The 21877-nt window shown below is 62.6% G+C and carries 11 protein-coding genes; all 11 read right to left on the bottom strand.

Annotated features, from left to right (window positions below):
• Window positions 1-103: 103 nt before the first annotated feature.
• Window positions 104-2440 carry a chitinase C-terminal domain-containing protein gene (locus AC1RBA_RS19015; RefSeq protein WP_492419578.1) on the bottom strand — a complete coding sequence of 779 codons (2337 nt, stop codon included), beginning with the start codon at window positions 2438-2440 and terminating at the stop codon, window positions 104-106.
• A 102-nt stretch (window positions 2441-2542) separates the two neighbouring features.
• A complete protein-coding gene (locus tag AC1RBA_RS19010; protein WP_240453583.1) occupies window positions 2543-3982 on the bottom strand; it encodes a glycoside hydrolase family 19 protein in 1440 nt (479 codons plus the stop codon).
• 290 nt (window positions 3983-4272) lie between these two features.
• Window positions 4273-5115 (bottom strand): sulfotransferase family protein, encoded by an 843-nt coding sequence (locus tag AC1RBA_RS19005; RefSeq protein ID WP_070312010.1) that lies wholly within the window; start codon window positions 5113-5115, stop codon window positions 4273-4275.
• A gap of 153 nt (window positions 5116-5268) precedes the next feature.
• Window positions 5269-13035, bottom strand: coding sequence for a YDG domain-containing protein (locus AC1RBA_RS19000; RefSeq protein ID WP_492419577.1), 7767 nt, complete (start codon window positions 13033-13035; stop codon window positions 5269-5271).
• Between the two features lie 32 nt (window positions 13036-13067).
• A complete protein-coding gene (locus tag AC1RBA_RS18995) occupies window positions 13068-14732 on the bottom strand; it encodes a ShlB/FhaC/HecB family hemolysin secretion/activation protein (protein WP_070290391.1) in 1665 nt (554 codons plus the stop codon).
• Window positions 14733-15371: 639 nt separating this feature from the next.
• A complete protein-coding gene (sorB, locus tag AC1RBA_RS18990; RefSeq protein WP_492419576.1) occupies window positions 15372-15989 on the bottom strand; it encodes a SorB family sulfite dehydrogenase c-type cytochrome subunit in 618 nt (205 codons plus the stop codon).
• A 10-nt stretch (window positions 15990-15999) separates the two neighbouring features.
• Entirely contained in the window at window positions 16000-17232 is a 1233-nt protein-coding gene (gene sorA / locus AC1RBA_RS18985; RefSeq protein ID WP_070313153.1) for a SorA family sulfite dehydrogenase catalytic subunit, read from the bottom strand.
• Entirely contained in the window at window positions 17225-18658 is a 1434-nt protein-coding gene (locus AC1RBA_RS18980) for an amino acid permease (protein WP_070219219.1), read from the bottom strand. Before AC1RBA_RS18980 ends, sorA begins: the two co-directional genes overlap by 8 nt.
• A gap of 292 nt (window positions 18659-18950) precedes the next feature.
• A complete protein-coding gene (locus AC1RBA_RS18975) occupies window positions 18951-19745 on the bottom strand; it encodes an ABC transporter permease subunit (RefSeq protein WP_492419614.1) in 795 nt (264 codons plus the stop codon).
• Window positions 19746-19824: 79 nt separating this feature from the next.
• Complete coding sequence (locus AC1RBA_RS18970) at window positions 19825-20640, bottom strand: taurine ABC transporter ATP-binding protein (protein WP_070219220.1); 816 nt, start codon at window positions 20638-20640, stop codon at window positions 19825-19827.
• Between the two features lie 71 nt (window positions 20641-20711).
• Window positions 20712-21773 (bottom strand): taurine ABC transporter substrate-binding protein, encoded by a 1062-nt coding sequence (tauA, locus tag AC1RBA_RS18965; RefSeq protein ID WP_070290386.1) that lies wholly within the window; start codon window positions 21771-21773, stop codon window positions 20712-20714.
• Window positions 21774-21877: the final 104 nt, after the last annotated feature.

Here is a 21877-nt window from a genome sequence, read left to right as displayed (position 1 = left end):
ACAACCCAGAAGCAAAGGCTGGGGTCAGACCCGACGGGTCTGACCCCGAAAAAAGGGCGGAACCGCGGTTCCGCCCTTCTCTGTTTACCCTGCCGGATTCAACTTACGGCAAGGCCACCGGCAGTTCCGGATACTCCTGCGTCAAGGCATACTTGGTGCCGCCCACGGTGACCGTGTAGTTGGCCGGTCCCGAGATCGGCAAACGGTAGTTCAGGGTCAGCGCCACGGAGCCGCCCGGCGCCAGCGATTGCCAGGCGGGAATCGCAAAGCGGGCCCGGTTGTAGTTCTTCGTGAAGCCGCCGATATTGTTCGGCCCCGTGTAGCCGGCATTGATCACCGTCAAGCCGAAGCCGGACTGGTCGCTCATGTCCGATGGCGCCGACACGGGATAGTCGAACTCCACTACGGTGCCGCCCGGCAGGGTCGACGCCGTGTTGTTCTTCACCGTCATCACCGGGTTGATGGGGAAGTTGTTGTCGCCCAGCTTCCAGCCGCCCAGGGTGATGCTGACGTTGGCCGCCGTGCCCGGCATGGCGATTTCGGCGCGCTTGTTGCCGTACGCGCCAGCCGTGCGGAAGGCCTGGTACAGCACGTCCGTCAGGGTGGTGCCCATGAAGTACTCGCCCTTGCCGCCATTGCGCGTGGCATCCCAGGCATAGTCGCCCGCCATTTCCCAGATCATCACGCCGCCGATATTGTTATTGACGATGTACTGGGCCTTGGCCGCGATCGACTGCGTGGTTTCCGTGGAAATAAATACTTTCTTGGTCGCATTCCACAGCCACGGCGCCACCATGGTGCTGCTGTAGTACGGCACATACGTGCCCACCAGCGCCTTGTCCGTGACTTTATACGCGTCCAGGTAGCTTGGAACGATGCCGTTCTGCAAGTTCAGCGCGTGCCAGATGGGGTTGCCGCCGCCCGGCGTGGGCTTGCCTTGTGTATCGAGGTCGTACCACACGTTGTCGATGCCGGTGGCGCCCGTGCCGCACGTCTTGGTGCCGGCGCAGGTGACGGTGGAGCTGATCAGCGGCGTCGTGCCCCACAAGCCATTGGTGCCGCCCGTCACATCCTTCCAGCCCCGCGTGTAGAACGGCACGCCGATATTGATGCGGCCCGCCTGCATGGCGCCCCGGTAGTAGCGATAGGCCCAGTCCGTGTTCAGGTAGCCGATGTTCTGGAACTGGTAGGCGTTACCGGCACGCAATTCGCCATCGTTGCCGTCGTCAAACAGCGCCGCGTTCGGTCCCACGTACTGATTCCACGCGCCGTGCAAGTCATAGCTCATCAGGCTGGCGTAATCGAGATATTTCAATCCCGACATATTTTCCTCGCCACGCAAGACCCAGCCCGAGGCGGAACCGGCGATGGTCAGCAGATAGTATTTATTGTCCTGCACGGCCGCTTCGTCGAGCTTCTGGCGCAGCACTTTCAGCAGCACGTTGTAGCTCGTCATCAGCCCGGCCAGCCGCGGTTTCGAGACGGCGAAGTCGTTCGGATTGCCCGCTTCATTGTTGGTGGTCGGGTGTTCGTAATCGACATCGACGCCATCGAAGAAGTTGTACTGGCGCACGAACGCCACCATCGAGTCGGCCAGGGTGTTGATGCCGGCCGTGTTGATGCTGCCGTCCGCGTTCGTCGTGGCCGTGTAGAAGCCGCCGCTGCCGGCCCAGCCGCCCACCGAGATCATCAGTTTCACGCCCGGATACTTCTTCTTGTATTGCGCAAGCAAGTTGAAGTGGCCCTTGTACGGCAAGGACGGGTCCATGGCCGCGGCCGGCACGTTGGGCCAGGTGAGGCCCGTATCGGGATTGGCCGCGCCGCTGCCGATGGAGATCTTCGACGTGGCCGGATCGACGGAAGCGAACGCATAGTTCAGGTGGGTGATCTTATCCCAGGGCAGGTTATTCACCAGGTAAGTCGGGCTGCCATCGACGCCCGTGCGCCAGCTGGCGAAATAGCCGACGATGCGCCGGTTCAAGCCATTGCCCAGCACTTCGCGCCCATTCGCGTCATATACCTTGCAATACGGCACATTCGGCACGGCCGAAATCAGGCCGTCGGGACGGCAAGCCGTGGGGGTCGGCGTTGGAGTCGGCGTTGGGGTCGGAGTCGGCGTTGGCGTTGGCGTCGGTGTCGGTGTCGGTGTCGGTGTCGGGGTCGGGGTCGGGGTCGGCGTTGGCGTATCCGTCACGGCCCACGGGCCCCACTGGTCGGCCGCGCTGGGAACATTGCCTTGCGTCCACCATTTGGCCTTGTAGGTGACGCCCTGGTACGTCACGCACTGGCCGCCCGTGTAGACGGTGGCGGCATCCCAGACGGCGCACGCTTCCACGGCGGCGAGCAAGGTGTTTGGCGTGGCGGTCGTGCCTTCCTGGCCCCCGCCGCAAGCGACGAGCACGCCGCTGAGCAGGGCCATCAATAATGCATTCGATTTCATGTTGTATTGGTCTCCGTTATGGTTTTACATCGAGAGCTGTTGCAGGCCCCTCAAGGGGCTCTTGTCAACTGTTATCCCTGGCCGGCTGTCCTGCATAGACTGCTACTGCAACTTCACATTCCAGTTGGCTTCCACGCATTTCACGTAGTTCCCGGCCAGCAAGGCGCTGTACGGGGTTTGATAGCTGACCAGCTGGCATTGGTTCTCGCCACCGGCGCTCCAGTTCTTTTCCCAATAGATGTTGTAGGCAGCGGAACTGGCCGGGGTGAAGCGTTGCATGTTGGCGCAGGACAGCTGTTCGCCGGAATAATCCCAGCCCATGTCGGCGGCAAATTGCTTGTAGTAATCGATACGGTTTTGCGCGGCCTGCTTTTCCGTGCCCTGCCCGCATTCGGCGTTGATGATCATGATGGTGGTGGCGAAATTATTGCCGGCGCCTGCCGTCGTATCGGCCGCGTTCGGCACCCAGGTGCCGTCGAGCACGTGCAGCATCGATGGTTTCGGCGGTTGCGGATAGACAAAGAAGAACGTGGCCGACGCCAGGTTCAGCCAGGTCGAGGCGACAAGGTCCGGATTCTTCAGCAGCACGGACTGGTCGCCGTCATGCATGGCTTGCGAGAACGGGCCGTAGTTGTAGTTGTACGACAGCTGCTTGGCGCCGCGGCCGAAATACTTCTTGAAGCTGCCGTCGGCATTCTTGCCGCACGTCCATACCTTGTTGAAGACGGGATCGGCGCACTCGACGTTGTAGCCGCAGCCGGCGCCCGTCTCGTCGCAGCCCAGTTCGCGCAAATATTTCAAGCCCTGGCGCCATTGCGGCAGCGGGCTGCTGGCGTTATGGTCGCCCGTTTCCTGCCCGAAATGGGCGAACATGGTGGCCAGGCTGTGGCGGCAGATGGCGTCCGCGTTGCGCCCGTCGCTGTAGTCGTCGCACACGGCGGGAAACTTGGCCACCGCTTGCAGGAAGCGCTGGTAGGTATAGCTTGTATCGCGCGCGGCAAAATAATAATCCCACTTCGCCGCCGGCAGCAGGCGTTCGACGCGCTTGACGTTGAGCGGATTGCCGGCCAGGCCAGGCTGGACGGCTTCGACGGCCGCATTGCCCAGCGTGCGGATCGACGCCTTGACCTTGCGGAAGAAATCGTTGTTCGTCAGCGCCGCCTCGTTCGCCTCGGCCTGGGCCCTGGTGGGCACGCCCGGCGTGGGAGTAGGCGTGGGTGTAGGCGTTGGCGTCGGGGTCGGCGTCGGGGTGGGCGTCGGCGTGGTGGTATCGAGACTCCACGGTCCCCACTGGTCGTTGTTCGGCGCCGTGCCCTGCACCCACCATTTGGCCCGGTACACCTTGCCGTCGTAGACGGCGCACTGGCCCGCCGTGTAGACGGCGCTGGCGCTCCAGGCTGCGCAACTGTCGCTGGCGGCCGTGGCGGCCAGCAGGGTCGATGGGGGTTCGGTGGTGGAATTGCCGCCGCAAGCGAGCAGCGCGCTGCCCAGCAGGCCAGCCATCAAGGGCGAGGCCAGCCGGCTAATTTGCCGTGTCTTCACAGTGTCTCCTGAACGTTATACGAAAACTATCGAAGTAGCTTTTTATGTTGTACGTAAAGAAAGCACAGCGAAGCGTCGGCTTTCTGCACCAAGAATGCGACGCCGAAAATTGGTAGTCAAGTGGTTTTATAATACGGTGTTTTTTACAATACCAGTGACTTGAGGCGGCGCGGCCACGGTGCGGCAAGCGAAGAGTGGGAAGAGAGAAAAAAGGCGTTTTCAAGACAACTGCCGGCAATACCGCGCCGGCAGCGCTGCGGCAAGTGGTATTGGCACTGCCGCAGGTGTTTTCAGGCCGATGGCGTTGCCGCACGTTGGTGTTGCGGATAATACAGGTCGTAAAACCAGCCATAGGCGCTTTCGATCTGCGCCTGGATGCGCGGCGGAATCGCATGCTGCCCGGGCGCGCTGATCGTCGCCTGCTGGCGGTGCGTGTATTTCATGCGGTAGTGGCTGTCGCTTTCCTGGATACCCACGGCAAGATCGTGCGGGTCGATCTGGAACGGCGCCAGGCCCAGCCACGCGTACAGGTGCGACATGCATTCCACGGGCCGCGCCATCAAGTCTTCGAAGCGCACGAAATACAGCTTTTGCTGCACTTCGGCAGGCAGGTCCAGCACGGCATGCAGGGAACTCAGCGGAGCGCCGATGGTGCGGTCCTTGGCAAACAGCATGTCGGCCCGGCCCAGGCGGTCGAAGTCGGCCAGATGGTCGACAAAATCGAGCAGGATGGTGCGCTGGTGCTGCGCTTCGATGGAGCCGTAGACCTGGCCCAGTTCACGCACGCAGACGATGATTTTCGCTTCCGGCGCCAGCTGCAGCAGCATTTCCACGCAATGCAGCCAGGCGCGGTTCTTGTCGACCACGCCCTGCTTGCCGCAATCGCGGTACCAGCCGCGCAGAAAGCCCTGCATGGCCGTTTTTAGGTGGCCGTAGCTGGCGTCGAAGGTGCTGTCGAGCTGCGACAGGAAAAAAGCGTCATCGCTGACCATGCGCCGCATGCCCAGCAAAGCGTTGCACAGGGGCGAGCTATTGCCTTCGCAATGCAAGTCGGGATGCTGCGCCAGCAGCTGGCACAGCAAGGTGGAACCGGCGCGTGGCAAGCCGGCCACGCCGATGAAATGGGATGTCATGCGATTGTACTTTCTGTTCAGCGCTGCGCCTCTGACGGAAAACAAGGATGATGCAGCCATTGTAAAAGTGTTGCGACGATGCGAAGGCATGAAAATGCCGCCTCGAAACACGAAGCGGCACTCCGGCGCCGGCATATGGTGACGCGGCGGACCTTACTGGCTGTCCTGGCGCGTACCGACGGAAACCTCAACCGGCAAGCGCAAGCCGCTGTCCACCACGCTCAGGCGCAGGCCTGGCAAGACATTGCTGACGACGTTGCCGGCCAGTTGCACCAGCGGTGCGCTGCCCGAGCCACCCTTCTCTCCCTCGCGCGGCGCATCCTGCGCGGCGGCAGGCTTGCCTGGCGCCGTCTCGCCGCTGACGATCATGTCGGCCTGCACCATATTGCCCTGCGACGGCGCCACGGCAACAGCCGCGATCACGTTCGCAACGGCGCTTTGCAGCGCTTCCGTCGGATTAACTTTCAGCACGCCGTCCACATAATTCAGGGCGTAATTGGTCGACGCCTGGCCCGAGGCGGAGACCAGATAATTGCCTGCCGCGGAAGCCGTCGTTGCCGGCGTGCCGAAGGCAAGCTGACCGCTCACTTCGGCGGCCAGCGTGTCGCCGCCGAGCAAGCCGCTGTAGCTGGCGCTGAAGTCGGGATTGGCGCGTCCCTGGTCTTTTGCCGCATTGTCGACTTTCACCGTCAGCAGTGCCTGCGAGATCGTGGCCGTGGTGCTGGCCGTGGTGTTGACCACGTAATTGCCCGCATCCGCCCCGCTCAGGCGTATGCCCGCCACCGTCACCGTCTTGCCCGCGCCCGCATTCTTGTTGCTGAAACTGGCGCCATCGCTGGCAATATTGAGCTGATCATTGCCGATACGGTTGTCGCGCAAGGAAACGACGGCGTTCGTGGTGGCGTCGTACACCTTGTTGATGCCGGTGGCGCTGACCGTCAGGGCCGCCGGCGTGATATCGGCCGTGGTGCTGGCCAGGCTGCTGGCCAATACGTAATTGCCCGCATCGGCGCCGGCCAGGCCCAGACCGCTGATCTTCACGGTCTTGCCCGTTGCCGCATTCTTGTCGCTGAACGCGCCAAGGACGGGGCCGCCAGCCAGGCTCAGGACGTCGCCGGCCACCATGCCATTGAAGCTGGCGCCCGCCAGATTCAGGCTGGCCGCCGTGCCGCCGTCATACACCTTGTTTGCCGCCACGATGCCGGAAATGGCGCTGATGGACGCCGGCGTGATGCTGGCCGTGCCACTGGCAACCGTGCTGGCAAGGTTGTAATTGTCCGCATCGGCGCCGCCGAGCGTGATGCCGCTGACCGCCACCGTCTTGCCCGTGCCCGCATTCTTGTCGCTGAAGGCGCCGTTGCCGGCCACGGTCAGGCTGTCGCCGTTCACCATGCCATTGAAGGTCGCCGCGCCGTTGAGCGTGGCCATGGCCGAGCCATCATAGGTCTTGTTGTTGACGCCCACGTTCGTCACGCCGCTGATGGTCGCCTTGCTGATGTCGGCGTTCACGTTGGCGGGACTGCTGAAGGCATAATTGCTGGCCAGGCCGGTGCCATCCTGCAAGCTGGCGCCGCTGATGGTCACCACCTTGCCGGTACCGGCATTCTTGTCGCTAAAGCTGCCGACACCGCCGCTGAAGCCCAGCGTCTCATCCGCGACCATGCCGGTCAGGGTGCCGCCCGACAAGACTGCCGCTGTCGTGCCATCGTAGACTTTATTGCCTGCAGTCACACCGGAGAGCGTGACGGCCTTGGGCGTGATACTGGCCGTGGCGCTGGCCGTATTGTTGAGGAAGTCATAATTGACCAGATCGCTGCCGGACAAGGTGATATTCGTGATATTGACGGCCTTGTTGCTGCCCACGTTTTTATCCGTGAATGCACCGCTCGCGCTGAACAATTGCACATCGTCGCCGGCAATCTTGCCGTTGATCACCGCCTGGCCGGGACTGAGGCTGACGTTGAGGTTGCCGTTATAGATCTTGTCCAGGGCGCTCAAACCGCTAATGCTGGAAATCGTTGCCTTCGCGATATCGCCCGTCATGCCGTTTGGCGTACTCAGCGTGTAGTTGCCGGCCAGGCCGCTGCCGTCGCTCAAGCTCACGCCGCCCACCGTAATGGCCTTGCCCGTGCCCGCGTTCTTGTCGCTGTAGCTTGCCCCCTGGACAGTGAAGGCCAAGGTTTCCGAATTGACCAGGCCATTCAGGGTGCCGCCGGTCAGGTTCGCACTGGCTGTGCCGTCGTAGACTTTATTGTTGCCAGTCAAGCCCGTCAGCGTCAGCGCCTTGGCGCTGATATTGGCACTGCTGCTGGCCGTGTCGCTGGCCAGGTTGTAATTGCCTGCGTCCGTGCCGCCCAGCACGATGCCGCTGACATTGACCGTCTTGCCATTGCCCGCGTTCTTGTCGCTGAAGGAGGCGGTCGCGTTCGATACCGTCAGGTTGTCGCCGCCGGCCATGCCGCTGAAAGCGGCGCCAGCCGTATTCAGGCTGACGGCCGTGCTGCCGTCATACACTTTATTTCCGGCAACGATACCGGTCACGCCGCTGAGGGTGGCCTTGCTGATATCGGCGCTGCTGCTGGCCGTGGTGCCGGTCAAATTGTAGTTGCCGGCATCCGTGCCGCCCAGCGCGATGCCGCTGATGCTGACCGTCTTGCCTGTGCCTGCATTCTTGTCGGCAAAACTGCCGCTGGCGCCCGCCACGCTCAGACTGTCGCCACCGATCATGCCCGCAAACGTGGCGCCCGCCGCATCCAGGCTGGCTGCCGTGCTGCCGTCATACACTTTATTTCCAGCAACAATGCCGCTCACGCCGCTGATGGTGGCCTTGCTGATGTTGGCCGTGCTGGTGGCCGTGGCGTTGGTAAAATCATAATTTCCAGCGTCCGTGCCGCCCAGGACCATGCCGCTGATATTGACCGTCTTGCCATTTCCGGCGTTCTTGTCGGCAAAACTGCCGCTGGCGCCCGAGACCGTCAGGTTATCGCCGCCCACCATCCCCGTGAACGACGCCCCAGCCATGTTCAGGCTGGCGGCCACGCCGCCGTCGTACACCTTATTTCCGGCAACGATACCGGTCACGCCGCTGATGGTGGCCTTGCTGATATCGGCTGTGCCGCTGGCCGTGGTGCCGGTCAAATTGTAGTTGCCGGCATCCGTGCCGCCCAGCACGATGCCGCTGATGCTGACCATCTTGCCTGTGCCCGCGTTCTTGTCGGCAAAACTGCCGCTGGCGCCCGCCACGCTCAGGCTGTCGCCACCGATCATGCCCGCGAACGTGGCGCCCGCCGCATCCAAGCTGGCGGCCGTGCTGCCGTCATACACTTTATTTCCAGCAACAATGCCGCTCACGCCGCTGATGGTGGCCTTGCTGATGTTGGCTGTGCTGCTGGCCAAAGTATTGGTGAAATTATAATTACCAGCATCCGTGCCGCCCAGAACCATGCCGCTGATATTGACCGTCTTGCCTGTGCCCGCGTTCTTGTCGGCAAAACTGCCGCTGGCGCCCGAGACCGTCAGGTTGTCGCCGCCCACCATCCCCGTGAACGACGCCCCAGCCATGTTCAGGCTGGCGGCCACGCCGCCGTCGTACACCTTATTTCCGGCAACGATACCGGTCACGCCGCTGATGGTGGCCTTGCTGATATCGGCTGTGCCGCTGGCCGTAGTGCCGGTCAGGTTGTAGTTGCCGGCATCCGTGCCGCCCAGCACGATGCCGCTGATGCTGACCGTCTTGCCTGTGCCCGCGTTCTTGTCGGCAAAACTGCCGCTGGCGCCCGCCACGCTCAGGCTGTCGCCACCGATCATGCCCGCAAACGTGGCGCCCGCCGTGTTCAGGCTGGCCGTGGCGGTGCCGTCATACACTTTATTTCCAGCAACAATACCGCTCACGCCGCTGATGGTGGCCTTGCTGATATTGCCCGTCAAGCCGTTCACGGGCACCAGCGCATAGTTGCCGCCGGCGCTGCCGCCCAGGGCCGCGTTGACCGTCACGGCGATGCCGTTGCCGGCATTCTTGCTGACAAACGTGCCATTCACGGTCGAACTGACATTGGCCAGGTCGCCCGCCAGCACGCCATTCAGGGTGCCGCTGATGGCGGCCACGGTGGTGCCGTCGTACACTTTGTCGCCCACCGCCGCACCGCTCAGGGTGACGGACTTGGGCGTGATCAACAAGCCGCCATCGATATAGCTGATGGCGTAGCCGGACTGGCCACCCGAAGCGTACAGGCCGCTGGCCGACACGCCATAGGTGCCCGCATTGACGGCGCCGGCGGCATTGCCCGCATACACGACCGTACCGAGCAGGTTGGCGCCATCCACCGTGTTCGAGTAGGTGACGCTATTGCTGCCGCCTGCGTAGGCCACGCCGTCATACACCTTGCTGTCGTAGGAAACGCGCACGGCGATCTGCTTCATGAACGAGCGCAGGAAAGGCGCGCTCTGGCCGTCGTAGACCACCCACATCTGCGCCAGTTCCCAGCCGGCGCCCGTGTAATTCGACAGGTTTTTCAGCTGCGCCGTCGTCATGGCGGTACCGCCCATGCTATTCGCCTGGCCGCTGGCCGTCGTGTCCCAAAAGCTGCCCGTGGCGCTGCCCGTACTGGCGCCCACCAGGCCGCCCACACTGCTGGAACCGCTCACGCCGCCGTTCGCATAACTGTTGGCGATGCTGCCGCCATTGCTGCCGACGAGGCCGCCGACGATGCTGGTGCCGCTCACGACCCCGCTGGCATAGCTGTCCGCCACCGTGCCCGTATTGCTGCCCACCAGGCCGCCTCCGGTGGACGTGCTCGTCACGCCGCTGGTGGCAAAGCTGCCGCTGATCGTGCCGGCATTGCTGCCGGCCAGGGCGCCCACATTCGTGCCGCCCGCTACGCTGCCGCCGGACAAGCCCACATTCGCCACCACCCCGCCGCTGCCGATGGCACCGAACAGGCCCACGTTGTTCACGCCCGCCTTGGCAATGGTCAGGCTGGAAATGATATGGCCGGTGCCGTCGAGGCTGCCCGTGAAGGCCGAACCTGCCGTGCCGACGGGGATGAAGCCAGTGGTTCCCCAGATATCCTGGCCATTGGCCGCCGTCGTCGCGGCGCTGAAGCTGCTGCCCAGCGTGTAGCTGGCTGTCTTGTTCATCGCCATCAATTGCAGCTGGTGCGCCGAATTGATGGTATTTGACCACTCCGACGCCAGCATGGGGCGCGTGCCGGCAGCGCCATTGAGGGTGCCGTCGGCGCTGACCGCCACCCAATTATTGCCGGTGGCGCCGCCCGTGGCCGTGAAATTGAACCCCACATAATTACTCGATACCAGCATCTGCGCCGTGCTCAGCCCTTGCGCATTCGAGGTGGCGCCATTGAAGCTTCGGCCGATGCCATTCAGGCCGGAATTGATCGTGCTGTCAAAATAGGCGCGGTTGACGCTACCGCCGTTGTGCTCGCCGACGATGGCGCCCACGCTGGCGCCGCCGCCCGTCACCTTGCCGGTGGTATAGACATTCGTGATGGTGCCGCCCACGTTGTAACCGACCACGCCGCCGGCCAGCCCGGTGGTCTGCACGTCGCCCGTCGCATAGCTGTTGCTCAAGGTTCCACGCAACAGGCCCACCAGGCCGCCGACATAGCCGCCGGTGGAGGTGACCTTGCCCGTCGCGTAGCTATTGCTGATGGTCGCGCTGCCGCTGTTATTGGTCCCCACCAGGCCGCCGGCACTGCCCGAGGCGTTCATCGCGCCGGTCGCGTAACTATTGCTGATACTGCCATTATTAAAGCTGACCAGGCCGCCGCCATAGTTGGCTCCTGCGTTCACGGTGCCCGTCGCATAGCTATCGCTGATCGCACCGGAGTTGGTGACCACCAGCCCGGCCGCCACGTAGCGCGTGGAGCTGGTGGTGGCGGAGCTGGAACTGTTCTTGATCAAGCCGCCTACGGCGTTGAGGCCCACAAAGCCGCCTGCCGCGCCGTAGCCGCCCGGCCCGGGATCGCCCGCGGAGACGACCGTGCCGGAGACGCGGCTATTGCTGATCGTTCCGGCATTGATGCCCACCAGGCCGCCCAGATTGACATAACCGGAGGCGCTCACGGCACCACTGCTATACACATTATCGATCTTGCCGCTGTTGACGGCAGCCAGTGCGCCTATGCCCGCATAGGTGCTGCTATAGTTGGCGGCCGATCCGGCAACGCTGACGCCGCTAAAACCCATATTGCGCACGGCAGCGGCAGCGCCGATATTGCCGAACATCCCGACAGGCACGTCAGGGCGGTTGATCGTCAACCCCACGATTTCATGGCCCAGGCCATCGAGCGTGCCCGTGAAAGGCGCCGCATCGCTGCCGATGGGCGCAAATCCCTTGCCGCCATCCCAGCCGGAGGTGCCGCGCGCATCGATATTGCTGCCCAGCACGTACTTGCCGGACAAATTGCCCTGCATGCCCTGCACGTCGCTGCCAGTGGTGCTGTTGAAGGCGCCCAGGCTGTTGATCACCTGATACACGGTCACGCTGCCATTGCTGCCCAGCTTGGTGCTGAAGTTATTGCCCGATGGCAAATCCACTTCGGCCTTGACGTTGTACGTCGACAGATTGCCGGCGGCGACCCCGCTCTGGCCGTATTCGAGCGCCAGGCTGGCCGTGCCTGCGCCGCGCATGGCCTTGTTGATGTTGATGTTGTTCTGTGCCGTCAGGGTCAGCTTGTTGGCGGTCCAGTTGATGTTGTCGTTGACGTTGATGTTGCCCTGCGTGCCGCTGCCGCCCGACACGCTCTGGATTTGCACATTGCCCGATTTCAAGGAGTTGCTCAGGAAAGCGCCCGTCATGTCGCCGCCGGAAACGGCGATATTGAAGTCGGTCGGGTCAATCAGCCAGGTGCCGGCCAGGCCCTTGCTCGATGCCGTCGTCACCTTCAGCGCATCGTCGATCTTCACGTGCGCGGCCGACGTATCGATGAAGCCGCCATTGCCGCTGTCGGACGCGCTGGCGTCCAGGGTGCCGGCCGCGTTCACCGTGCCGCTTTGCATGTCACCGAGCAATTTGATCGTGCCGCCGCGCGTGGCTATCGTGTGCGCCTCGATCACGCCCGTGTTGTTGACGGCGGTTTTCAGCAAGTCGCCCGCCGCCTGCGCCGTGAGCACCACGCTGCCGCCGTCGGCCTGGATCAGGCCGCCATTCTTGACCAAAGCGCCCACGGCGCCTGCGTTGACGGCCACATTGAGCAAGCCGTCACCGGCCACGTCCAGGGTGATCGCCTTGCCCGCCGCCAGGGCTACCGAACCCAGACGTGCCTGGATCGTGCCTTCATTCGAGACGTGCGCGCCCAGCAGGGCCACATAGCCGCCCGGCGCGCTGATGCTGCCCTGGTTCAGGACTTTCCCCGTGCCATTGCCGGAAAACTGGTACTTGCCCGCCATGAAGTCGGCGTTGCTGATGTCCAGGGTGGACGCCACCAGCCCGGCCGTGTTCACGGACGCGCCCTGGCCGAACAGGATGCCGTTCGGATTGACGATGAACACCTTGCCGTTGGCCGACAAGTTGCCCAGGATGGTAGTACCGTCGCCGCCCAGCACGCGGTTCAGGGCCACCGCGTTGCTGTTGGGCTGCTGGAACTGCACCGACTCGCCCTTGCCGATATTGAAACTGGCCCAGTTGATCACGGCGTTCTGGCTGCCCTGCCTGATCACCGTGGCGCCCGGCGCGCCATTGATCGTTGCCTGGCCCGCCACCACCGTGCCGCCCGCCGGCCCCGCCAGCGCCAAGGAGCCGTAACCGAGCATCAGCGCCGCCGCCATGCCGGTCAAGGCAAAATGCGCCCCGCCCCCGCTGCATCCGGGCAGCGAGCGCTTGCCGGCGGATTTGACGTTTTCGGAAACGGCGGCGTAGGCGCCGGTGGCCTGGTTCCAGATGGAGCGGTAGATGCGGTTCATGGCAGTGTCCTGATTCTATTAACTTGTCTTAATTAGAAGTATTTAATGGCTTGCAGCCAGAAACGGCCTGCCGCATCCGGTGCGGAAGTCGCCTTGGCATTGCCCAGCTTGTGCGCGTAATACGCCTTCAGGACGAGCGCATTGGCGCCCGTCCACGTCACGCCCACGCCGGCGCCGCTCAGGGTGCGGCGGTTCTCGCCCGCGCCCCAGGCGTCGCGGTTCAGCTTGACGGTGCCCGTGTCGGCAAAGGCCAGCACCTGCAGCTGGCCGGGAAACGCCGTGAACGCCGTGATGTTTTGGCGCAATTCCACATTCAGCACATAGCCCTGGTCGCCATACGCCTCGCCGCCCGGATAGGCGCGCACGCCGCCCACGCCGCCGATGCCCATCTTTTCGGAAACATCGAGGTTTTTCGAGGCTGCCTGGCCGCTGATCACGCCGAACAAGCTGGTCTCGCCGCCCAGGCTTTGCACGCGCGCCGCATTGAAGGCAAGCTTGTTGAAGTGGCCGTTGCTTTTCACCGTCAGCTGATCGATCAGCAAGGCCACCGGCGTCTCGATATCGATCTTGCCCGTGGTGTAGGTCACCGAATACGTGCTCACGCCACCGCCGCCCCAGCCGTCCTTGCCATCGCCATTCAGGTTCAGCATCCACACCTTGGCTGTCTTGTCGTTGACGCTGCCCGTCGATTCCGTCCTGTCCTGGAATGTCTTGTCGTCGTAGCTCACTTGCGCATACAGATTGTTGCTGCGCGAGCGGATCAGCGGATAACTGGCATACGCGCTGGCGATCTTCGCCGTTCCCTTGGCGTCGAGCACGGCAAATTCCTTGCCCAGCTTGTAATCCATATACGTGTAGGCGCCGCCCAGGCGCAACAGGCCAGCCTGTCCCTGATAGGCCAGGCGGCCGTAGTTCAAGCCATCGGCCGAAGTGAAGGCGCGCACGGTGGCCACGTCGCCTATGCCGGCCAGCTCGTTGATGTTCAGGGTGGCGCCGATGCGGTTGCGGCCTGTGTAGCGGTTGCCCTGGTTATCCAGGTCGATGCTGCCGTTGAAACGCGAACCGGGCTGCACGTCGACGATCAGGTCGGACGCGCCCAAGGACGCCCCCGGCGCCAGGGTCGAGCTCACCTGCACGCCCGGCAAGTCCGACAGCAGCAGCAAGCGCCGCTCCAGCGGCGGCGTGGCGATCACTTGCCCGTCGAGCCCGGCCAGTATCGTGCCGGCCAGGCCGTCGGACAGCGTGCTCTGATTGCGCAGCTGCACCTGACCATAACGGCCCGGCAGCACGTCGATGGCGACGACGCCACCCTCGATATCCTGCGCCGGCAGATAGGCCTGCGCAAGAAAATAGCCATGGTTCTGGTAATAACTGGCAATTTTTGATGCCATGGTGCGCAATTCGCCCAGGGTCAGCTCGCTCCCGGGCACGAAACCCGTGGCGGCGACCAGTTCGCTTTCGGCAAAGACGGGCGGTGCCGTGATCCGCAGGCGCTGTACGGTGATGCGCGTGGTATCGCCCACCGTCGTGGCCGGCACATTGCCCTGCTGTACGCGGATGGCTGGCGGCGCTTTCGGCAGCTGGGGCGCGGCGGGAATCTGCTGCAGCTGGCTGCCTGCGCCCGGAGGATCGACGGCCCAGGCGGTCTGGATCAGCGCCAGCAAGGTCAATGGAAGTAATGTGGTGTTCAAGGTCATCCTTTCAGGCGGCGCGCCCGCGCCAGGCAAGCCGCTGGCGGCTGTGCTGACGGGGAATACAAGAGCTGCAAAGGACGTATTTTTTTAGCATCATTGTCAAATACAATGACAACAAAAAAATAAATTCCCCTCAGCAACATTGACCCATTTTAGCCCGTCATCAGGCGAGAAAATACCTATCTGATGAGCTCTTTCACCACATTGGTGCGGTCTCGACAGGGATGCCCTTAAAATTCGCAAAACACCGTGAAAATGCGCCTTTCCGGCAAGAAATTCGTTGTCATAACACAACAAAATTGCATCGCTGTCACTATCGACATGCTATTCCATGAGCGCACCATGGATGAGAAATGAACAAGAGATTGGCATTATCACAATATAAAACAATGTTATTTTTTACATATGTGCATGTTCATCTGATGACACACTTTTTTGCTGCAAATTAACATGTCACATTCTTGCAAAAAATAGATAATCAATGAATAAATATTAGGAATGGAAACTTATTTATGGCGGCCACGCGGGGAGCGGGCGGCGCATATGATCGCGGCGAGGAAAACCGGCGTGGCAGGCATCGGCCACGCCGGATGCCGGCGGAAAGGAAGAGAAGATCAGCGACGCGGCCGCGCTGGCCGGGTCTTATCTGGACAGCACATATTTGGCCAGCGTGGCCGCATCGGCTACGCTGAGCTGGCTGAATGGCGGCATGGGCACGGGGCCCCATTTGCCGGCCCCGCCATTGCGGATGTTGGCCGCCACGGCAGCGACGCTGTCCTTGCCCTTGTATCGGGCGGCCACTTCCGCAAAGCCGGGGCCGACCACCTTCTGGTCGAGGGCGTGGCATGCCATGCAGCCGTTCGCCGCCAGCAAGGTTTTCACATCCTTGCCGCTGGCGGCAAGAACAGCGGCTGCGACGGGTTTCGTTGCGGCGGCAGGCGCAGCGGCGTCCCGCTCCGCGCCATAGGTTTTCACCAGGTAATCGACCATGGCCGGCATGTCCGCGTCGTCAAACTGGGCGCCGAACGGCTTTTTCATCTTCTTGACGGTCGCCTCCCAGTAAGCGCGCGGCGAAGCGGGCGGCTGGCTCGATGCATACTGGGCCGCGTGGCAGGTCATGCAGTTGCGCTGCACCAGCTGGTAGCCGAGCAATTCGCTGGGTTTGTAGGCCGCCGTTTCCGGCGGCAGCTGGATTTCCAGCGCGCCAGCGCTGCCGGCAAGCATCAAGGCCACGGCGGTGGCGAGTGTTCTGATCAGCATCCGGTTCTCCTCACACTGCCTGAATGCGCGTGGTTTCCACCACGTTGCGCATATAACCCATGGGATTCCACAGGGCTTTCATCGGCTGGCTCTGGCCGATGCGGTTGACGGCGCGCACCATCAGCACGTGCTTGCCCTTGCGCGGCGCCTTCATGACCATCGTCCACTCGCGGAACGAGAAACGTCCCAGGTCCTTGCCCAGCGTTGCTTCCTGCCACGTCTGGCCGCCGTCTGCCGACACGGTCACCTCGCTGATGCCCTGCCCGCCATCGAAGGCGATGCCGCGCAAGGCCAGGTCGCGCCCCGCCTTCACTTGCGCGCCATCTTGCACGCTGGTGATGAAGGAGCGCACGTTCAGGCGGCTGATCGGCGTCGTCTTGCCCACCGGTGTCCCCGGCTCGATGAAGCCGGAACCGTTGTCGGGGATGCGGTAGCCCGTGCTCATCCAGAAGCCGTCGAACGGTTTGTCGAGCACCGTGATGTCGCTCAGGTGCTTGACCCAGTAAGTGCCATAGAAGCCCGGCACGATCAGGCGCAGCGGATAGCCGTTGAGGAACGGGATGTCTTCGCCATTCATGGCCCAGGCCAGCAGGACGTCGCCCGCCATGATGTGCTCGACGGACAAGGCTTTCTGGAAGTCGGGGCCGTCGCCCACGGGCGGCGTTTCCAGGCCGTTGAAGGCCACCTGCACGGCACTGGCCGCGATGCCGGCCTTTTCCAGCACGGTTTTCAGGGGGACGCCCGTCCAGCGGGCATTGCCCATGGCGCCATTGCCCAGCTGCCCGCCATTCGCGCGCGGGGCGAAGAAGCCGCGGCTGTTGCCCGAACATTGCGTCACGGCCACCACGTCGACGGGGTCGGCCAGCTGTTTCAGTTCCGCGAGCGACAGTTCCAGTGGCGTCTTGACGAGGCCGCCGATGCGCAAGCGATAGCTGCCGCCATCGATGCTGGTGGGCAGGCCGCTCCAGTGATAGCGCACGAAGAACGCGTCGTTGGGCGTGATCGCGCCTTCGTTGAACACGCTGAACGGCGTTTCCAGCTGGGGCGGTCGGCTGGTCAGCAGGATCAGCGGGCGCTTTTGCGGGAAGGCCACCAGTTCGCGCTCGCCGTTTTCAAACGGCAAGGTAAGGGAAGCGGAGGCAGCCAAGGCTGACCCAGGCCCCGCCACGGCGGCGGCGCCCAGGGCGGCCGTCGTGCGCAGGAAGCGGCGCCGGCCTGCAGGCAACAAGGTCGTATCAGACATGTTTGAGCTCCACTTTGGTATCGGCCGCTTCGCCGCCGTTGCGGTCATCGTTGACCAGCTTCTTGATGTAGTACATGACGCTCATGATGGCCACGCTCAACAGGCCGAACCAGAACGACACGCGCTGCTCCGTATCGGACGACACGCTCATGGCGCCCAGGATCACCAGCATGGCGAAGATGGTGAAATACGTCAGATAGGGGAACAGCCACATGCGCACCTTGATGCGTTCCGGGCATTCGCGTTCCAGGCGGCGGCGCAAACGCAATTGAGATATCGCAATGAGCAAGTACACGAACAGGATCAGGATGCCGTAGGAGTTCACGATGAAGGGGAAGACCAGGTCGGCCGATACATACGAGACGGCAATGGCGAAATAGGCAAACAAGGTGCTGAACAGGATGGCGCGAATCGGTACGCCGTTCTTGCTCAGCTTGACCAGGCCCGTGGGCGCGTCGCCACGGCGCGTCAGCGCGAAGATCATGCGCGACGAGGCGTACAGGCTGGAGTTCAGGGCCGACAGCACGGCCGTCAGGATGATGGCGTTCATGATGTGGGCCGCGTACGGGATGTTCATGACGGTCAGGGCGCTGACGAAGGGCGTGGCGATGGCCGGCGAATCCCAGGGCACGATGCAGACGACGACGAACATGGACCCCACATAAAACATCAGCACGCGCATGACGACGGAATTGGTGGCGCGGGCGATGGCCTTGGCCGGGTCCGACGTTTCGGCGGCCGCGATGGTGACGATCTCGGCGCCCGAATAAAAGGCCGTGGCAGCGACGGCGCCGCTGAGCACGGGGCCCCAGCCGTGCGGCATGAAGCCGCCATGGCTGGTCAAAAAGCCCAGGCTTGGGATGCTGTTAGGCAAGCTGCCCGTGATGAACAGGGCGCCGACGAACAGGAAGACGACGATGGCGACCACCTTGATCGAGGCGAACCAGAACTCGAATTCGCCAAACGCTTTCACCGAGAACAGGTTGAGCACCGTCATCGACACGAGCAACACCAGGCTGATGGCCCACGAGGGCACGTCGGGCAGCCAGAAGTTGACCAGCTTGGCGCCGGCGATGGCTTCCAGCGCCACGACGACGACCCAGAAATACCAGTACATCCAGCCGCTCATGAAGCCGAGAAATTTCGAGACTTTCGGCTTGTCGTCGAAGGCCAGGCGCGCATATTCGTAAAAGGAGCCGACCACGGGCAGGGACGAGGCCAGCTCGCCCAGCATGCGCATGATCAGGACGACCAGGCCGCCCGTGAGCAGGAAGGAAAGGATGGCGGCCGGGCCGGCAGCCTTGGCGATGACGCCGCTGCCGACAAAGAGGCCGGCGCCGATCACGCCGCCGATGGCGATCATGCTCATGTGGCGTTGCTTCAGCGAGTGCTGCAAGCCGGTACTGTTATGCGATTCGCTAATCATGTTTTTGTCTCCTGAAAATCTCTGAAGCCCGGTGCGCCCTCGCCTGCTGCGGCCGGTTCCTGCCGCGCGGCTTTGTTTTATTTGGGCAACACCGTCAAGCAGCATCGATACATCATCAAATCAGTCTGGTTGGCTGCATGCCATAAGTCAATCTGGAAATGCAGCGGCCCGGCGCGGCGCCCAAGGGGCTGGCGCGCTGGAGGATACGTACGGGGTATGGCTCAGTTATTGCTGGTTAAAAAATAGGAGCGGCGGCAACACTTGTGGCATTAGCGCCACTCCCGGGAACGTCTTACACCTTGCCCTTCCATGGCACGAGGGTACGTTCGAGGTAGCGCATCATCAAATCAAACAGGAAAGCGAAGAAGCCGATCACGATGATGCCCATGATCACGACATCACTGGCGAGGAACTCGGAGGCGCTGAGCACCATGTAGCCGAGGCCGCGCGTGGCCGCCACCATTTCGCCCGCCACCAGGGTAGTCCAGCCCACGCCGATGCCGATGCGCATGCCGGTGAGGATTTCCGGAATCGCTGCGCGCAGGATCACGTGCACGATCACCTGGAAACGGGTGGCGCCCATCGAATAGGCCGCGTGGATTTGCTCCAGTGACACGGAGCTGACGCTGGCGCGGGCCGCGATGGCCATCGGCGCGAAGATGGCCAGGAAGATCAGGTAGACCTTCGAAAACTCGCCGATGCCGAACCAGATGATAACCAGTGGCAAGTAAGCAAGCGGCGGCAGCGGACGGTAGAACTCGATCAAGGGATCGAAGATGCCGCGCGCCACGCGGTTCACGCCCATCATCACGCCGACGGGGATGGCAAACAGGCAAGCCAGGCCAAAGGCGCCGAACACGCGCACCAGACTGGCGACGGTATGTTCCCACAGGGTGGCGCCGCCGAAACCGGTGGTGGCCGCCATGATGAATTTTTCATAGACAGCTTGCGGCGACGGCAGGAACAGCGGTTTCACAAGGCCGCTGGCCGTCACGCCAAACCACAGCAAGAGCACGGCGATGACGGTGACGGTGGCGATGCGGCTGGAATTGCCCTGCCCCGGCGCGCCGAACGCTTCGCCGGGCATGGCGCAGCGGGGAGCAAACAGGCGGCCAAAAAAGCCGGCGCGCTTGGCGGTGGTGGGAGGAAATCCCACGACGGATGGGCTATGCATGGGACACCTCCAGCTCTTTATTGACGGCGCGCTCGTCGCCATAAATGATGTTGAGCACGGTTTCGCGCATCTTGATGAAGTCCGGGCTCGATTTCACGGCGCGCGCATCGCGGCATTCGAGGAAGCGCTTGTTGAAATCGAGTTCATACGTGTGCGTGATGCGGCCCGGACGGGGCGACATGACGATCAGCCGGTTCGCCAGGAACAGCGCCTCGTCGACGCTGTGGGTAATGAAGAAGAACATGGTGCTGGACTTGGCCCAGATATCGAGCAGCAATTCCTGGATGGTTTCGCGGGTCAGCGCGTCAAGCGCCGCCATCGGTTCATCCATCAGCAGCATGGCGGGATTGCTGGTCAGGGCGCGGGCGATGCCCACCCTTTGCTGCATGCCGCCCGACAATTGATAAATCATATTGTCGTGAAAGTCCTTCAAGCCGACCAGCGCCAGGTTCTTGGCCGCCTGTTCGCGCCGCACGGCTTTCGGCACGCCTTGCAGCTTCAGGCCGAATTCCACGTTTTCCATCACGTTCAGCCATGGCAGCAAGGCGTGTTTCTGGAACACGACGCCACGGTCGGCGCCCGGCCCTTCCACTTTATTGTCCCCGAGCATGATTTCCCCCTTGGATGGGGCGATAAAACCTGCCATCAGGCTCAGCAAGGTTGTCTTGCCGCAACCGGAAGCACCGAGCGCGACGACGAAGTCCCCGCTATTGATGGTGAGATTGATATTATTTAAGGCATGTACGCGTTCACCGGCCGTCTTGCCCGGATAAATCACGCTGACATCCTTGACGTACAGATTTTCCATCGTGTCCCCACAGTTCTGTTCAACGCACTCTGTTCAGTCAGCGCGCCCGGAGGCGCGCCATCGCACAACGTTTACTTCAGCAGGCCGGCGGCCTGTGCATACCTGGGTGTCACATATTTGGCGTAATCGGGAGCCAGGCTGTCGATCTTGCCTTCAGCTTTCAAAAATTGCGCGGTGGCCAGCAAGGCTTGCGCCACGCCGCCCTTCGCGCCGCCACCGAGCCAGGCCGGCGACGCCTGTTCCTGCAGCGATGGATAGGCGTACAAGGCCACGGAAGCGGCCACGTCCTTGGCAGCCGCGCCCGAATGCTTGACGTTGGCTTTCACTTGCGGGGAATCGATGGTCCACGCCTTCGGATTGGCGCGGTAGTCGGCGTCGGCAGCGGCCATCACCTTGACGAACTTGGCCATGAAATCGGCATTCGCCTCGCCCCAGGCGCGCTCGACGGCCATGCCGTCAAACGTGGCCTTGCCCTTCTTGCTCAGTTCGCCGGAAGTGACGAGCACCTTGCCGTTTTGCTTGAGTTTGCTCAAGGCCGGATCCCACACGAAGGCGGCATCGATGTCGCCCCGTTCCCAGGCGGCGGCGATCTGGTTCGGCTGCATGTTGAGCAATTTCACTTCCGTGGGCTTGATGCCCCACGTTTCCAGCGCGAACATGGTGTGGAAGTGTGTGGTGGAAACAAACGGCACGGCGATCTTCTTGCCGCGCAAGTCCGTGGGTTTGCTGATGCCGGCGCCATTGCGGGCCACCATCGCTTCGGCTTCGTTGATGTCGTCGATGATCCAGAACAGCTGCAGGTCGACGCCGCGGCTGACGGCCGCCGTCAATGGGCTCGAACCGATGACGCCGATCTGCACGTCGCCGGAGGCCATGCCCGTGGCTACCTTGGCGCCCGAGTCGAACTTGCGCCAGTTGATTTTATAGCCGGTGGTCTTTTCCACTTCGCCGCTGGCGATCGCCACCAGGAAGGGGCCGTTGATTTCCTGGTAGGCAATCGTTACTTCCTTGCCCTGCGCGAAGGCCGTGCCGCTCGATGCGACCGCCACGCCCAGCACCAGGGTGCCGAGAACGGCGCGGCGCAGCGTTGAAAAAACCGTTTTGCTCGCGTTTTTGCTCGTGTATGTGTTCATGTCTCACTCCAAGTTATTGTTATGTGTGAACGTTCGGGCAATCTCATCCCTTTAGGGAGGCGCCGCTGTTTGCTCTTTGTCAACCATGCGGCGGCTTAGTACGG

It is taken from the genome of Janthinobacterium sp. GW823-FHT03B06 (assembly GCF_058796955.1).
Note: the sequence above shows the minus strand (reverse complement) of the source record. Positions and strands in the feature narration are given on the sequence as shown.

Bases quoted from the DNA above. Each gene is read 5' to 3' on its own strand.
- AC1RBA_RS19015 (WP_492419578.1), bottom strand. From the start codon at position 2,440: ATGAAATCGAATGCATTATTGATGGCCCTGCTCAGCGGCGTGCTCGTC.
- AC1RBA_RS19005 (WP_070312010.1), bottom strand. From the start codon at position 5,115: ATGACATCCCATTTCATCGGCGTGGCCGGCTTGCCACGCGCCGGTTCC.
- AC1RBA_RS19000 (WP_492419577.1), bottom strand. From the start codon at position 13,035: ATGAACCGCATCTACCGCTCCATCTGGAACCAGGCCACCGGCGCCTAC.
- AC1RBA_RS18995 (WP_070290391.1), bottom strand. From the start codon at position 14,732: ATGACCTTGAACACCACATTACTTCCATTGACCTTGCTGGCGCTGATC.
- sorB (WP_492419576.1), bottom strand. From the start codon at position 15,989: ATGCTGATCAGAACACTCGCCACCGCCGTGGCCTTGATGCTTGCCGGC.
- sorA (WP_070313153.1), bottom strand. From the start codon at position 17,232: ATGTCTGATACGACCTTGTTGCCTGCAGGCCGGCGCCGCTTCCTGCGC.
- AC1RBA_RS18980 (WP_070219219.1), bottom strand. From the start codon at position 18,658: ATGATTAGCGAATCGCATAACAGTACCGGCTTGCAGCACTCGCTGAAG.
- AC1RBA_RS18975 (WP_492419614.1), bottom strand. From the start codon at position 19,745: ATGCCCGGCGAAGCGTTCGGCGCGCCGGGGCAGGGCAATTCCAGCCGC.
- AC1RBA_RS18970 (WP_070219220.1), bottom strand. From the start codon at position 20,640: ATGGAAAATCTGTACGTCAAGGATGTCAGCGTGATTTATCCGGGCAAG.
- tauA (WP_070290386.1), bottom strand. From the start codon at position 21,773: ATGAACACATACACGAGCAAAAACGCGAGCAAAACGGTTTTTTCAACG.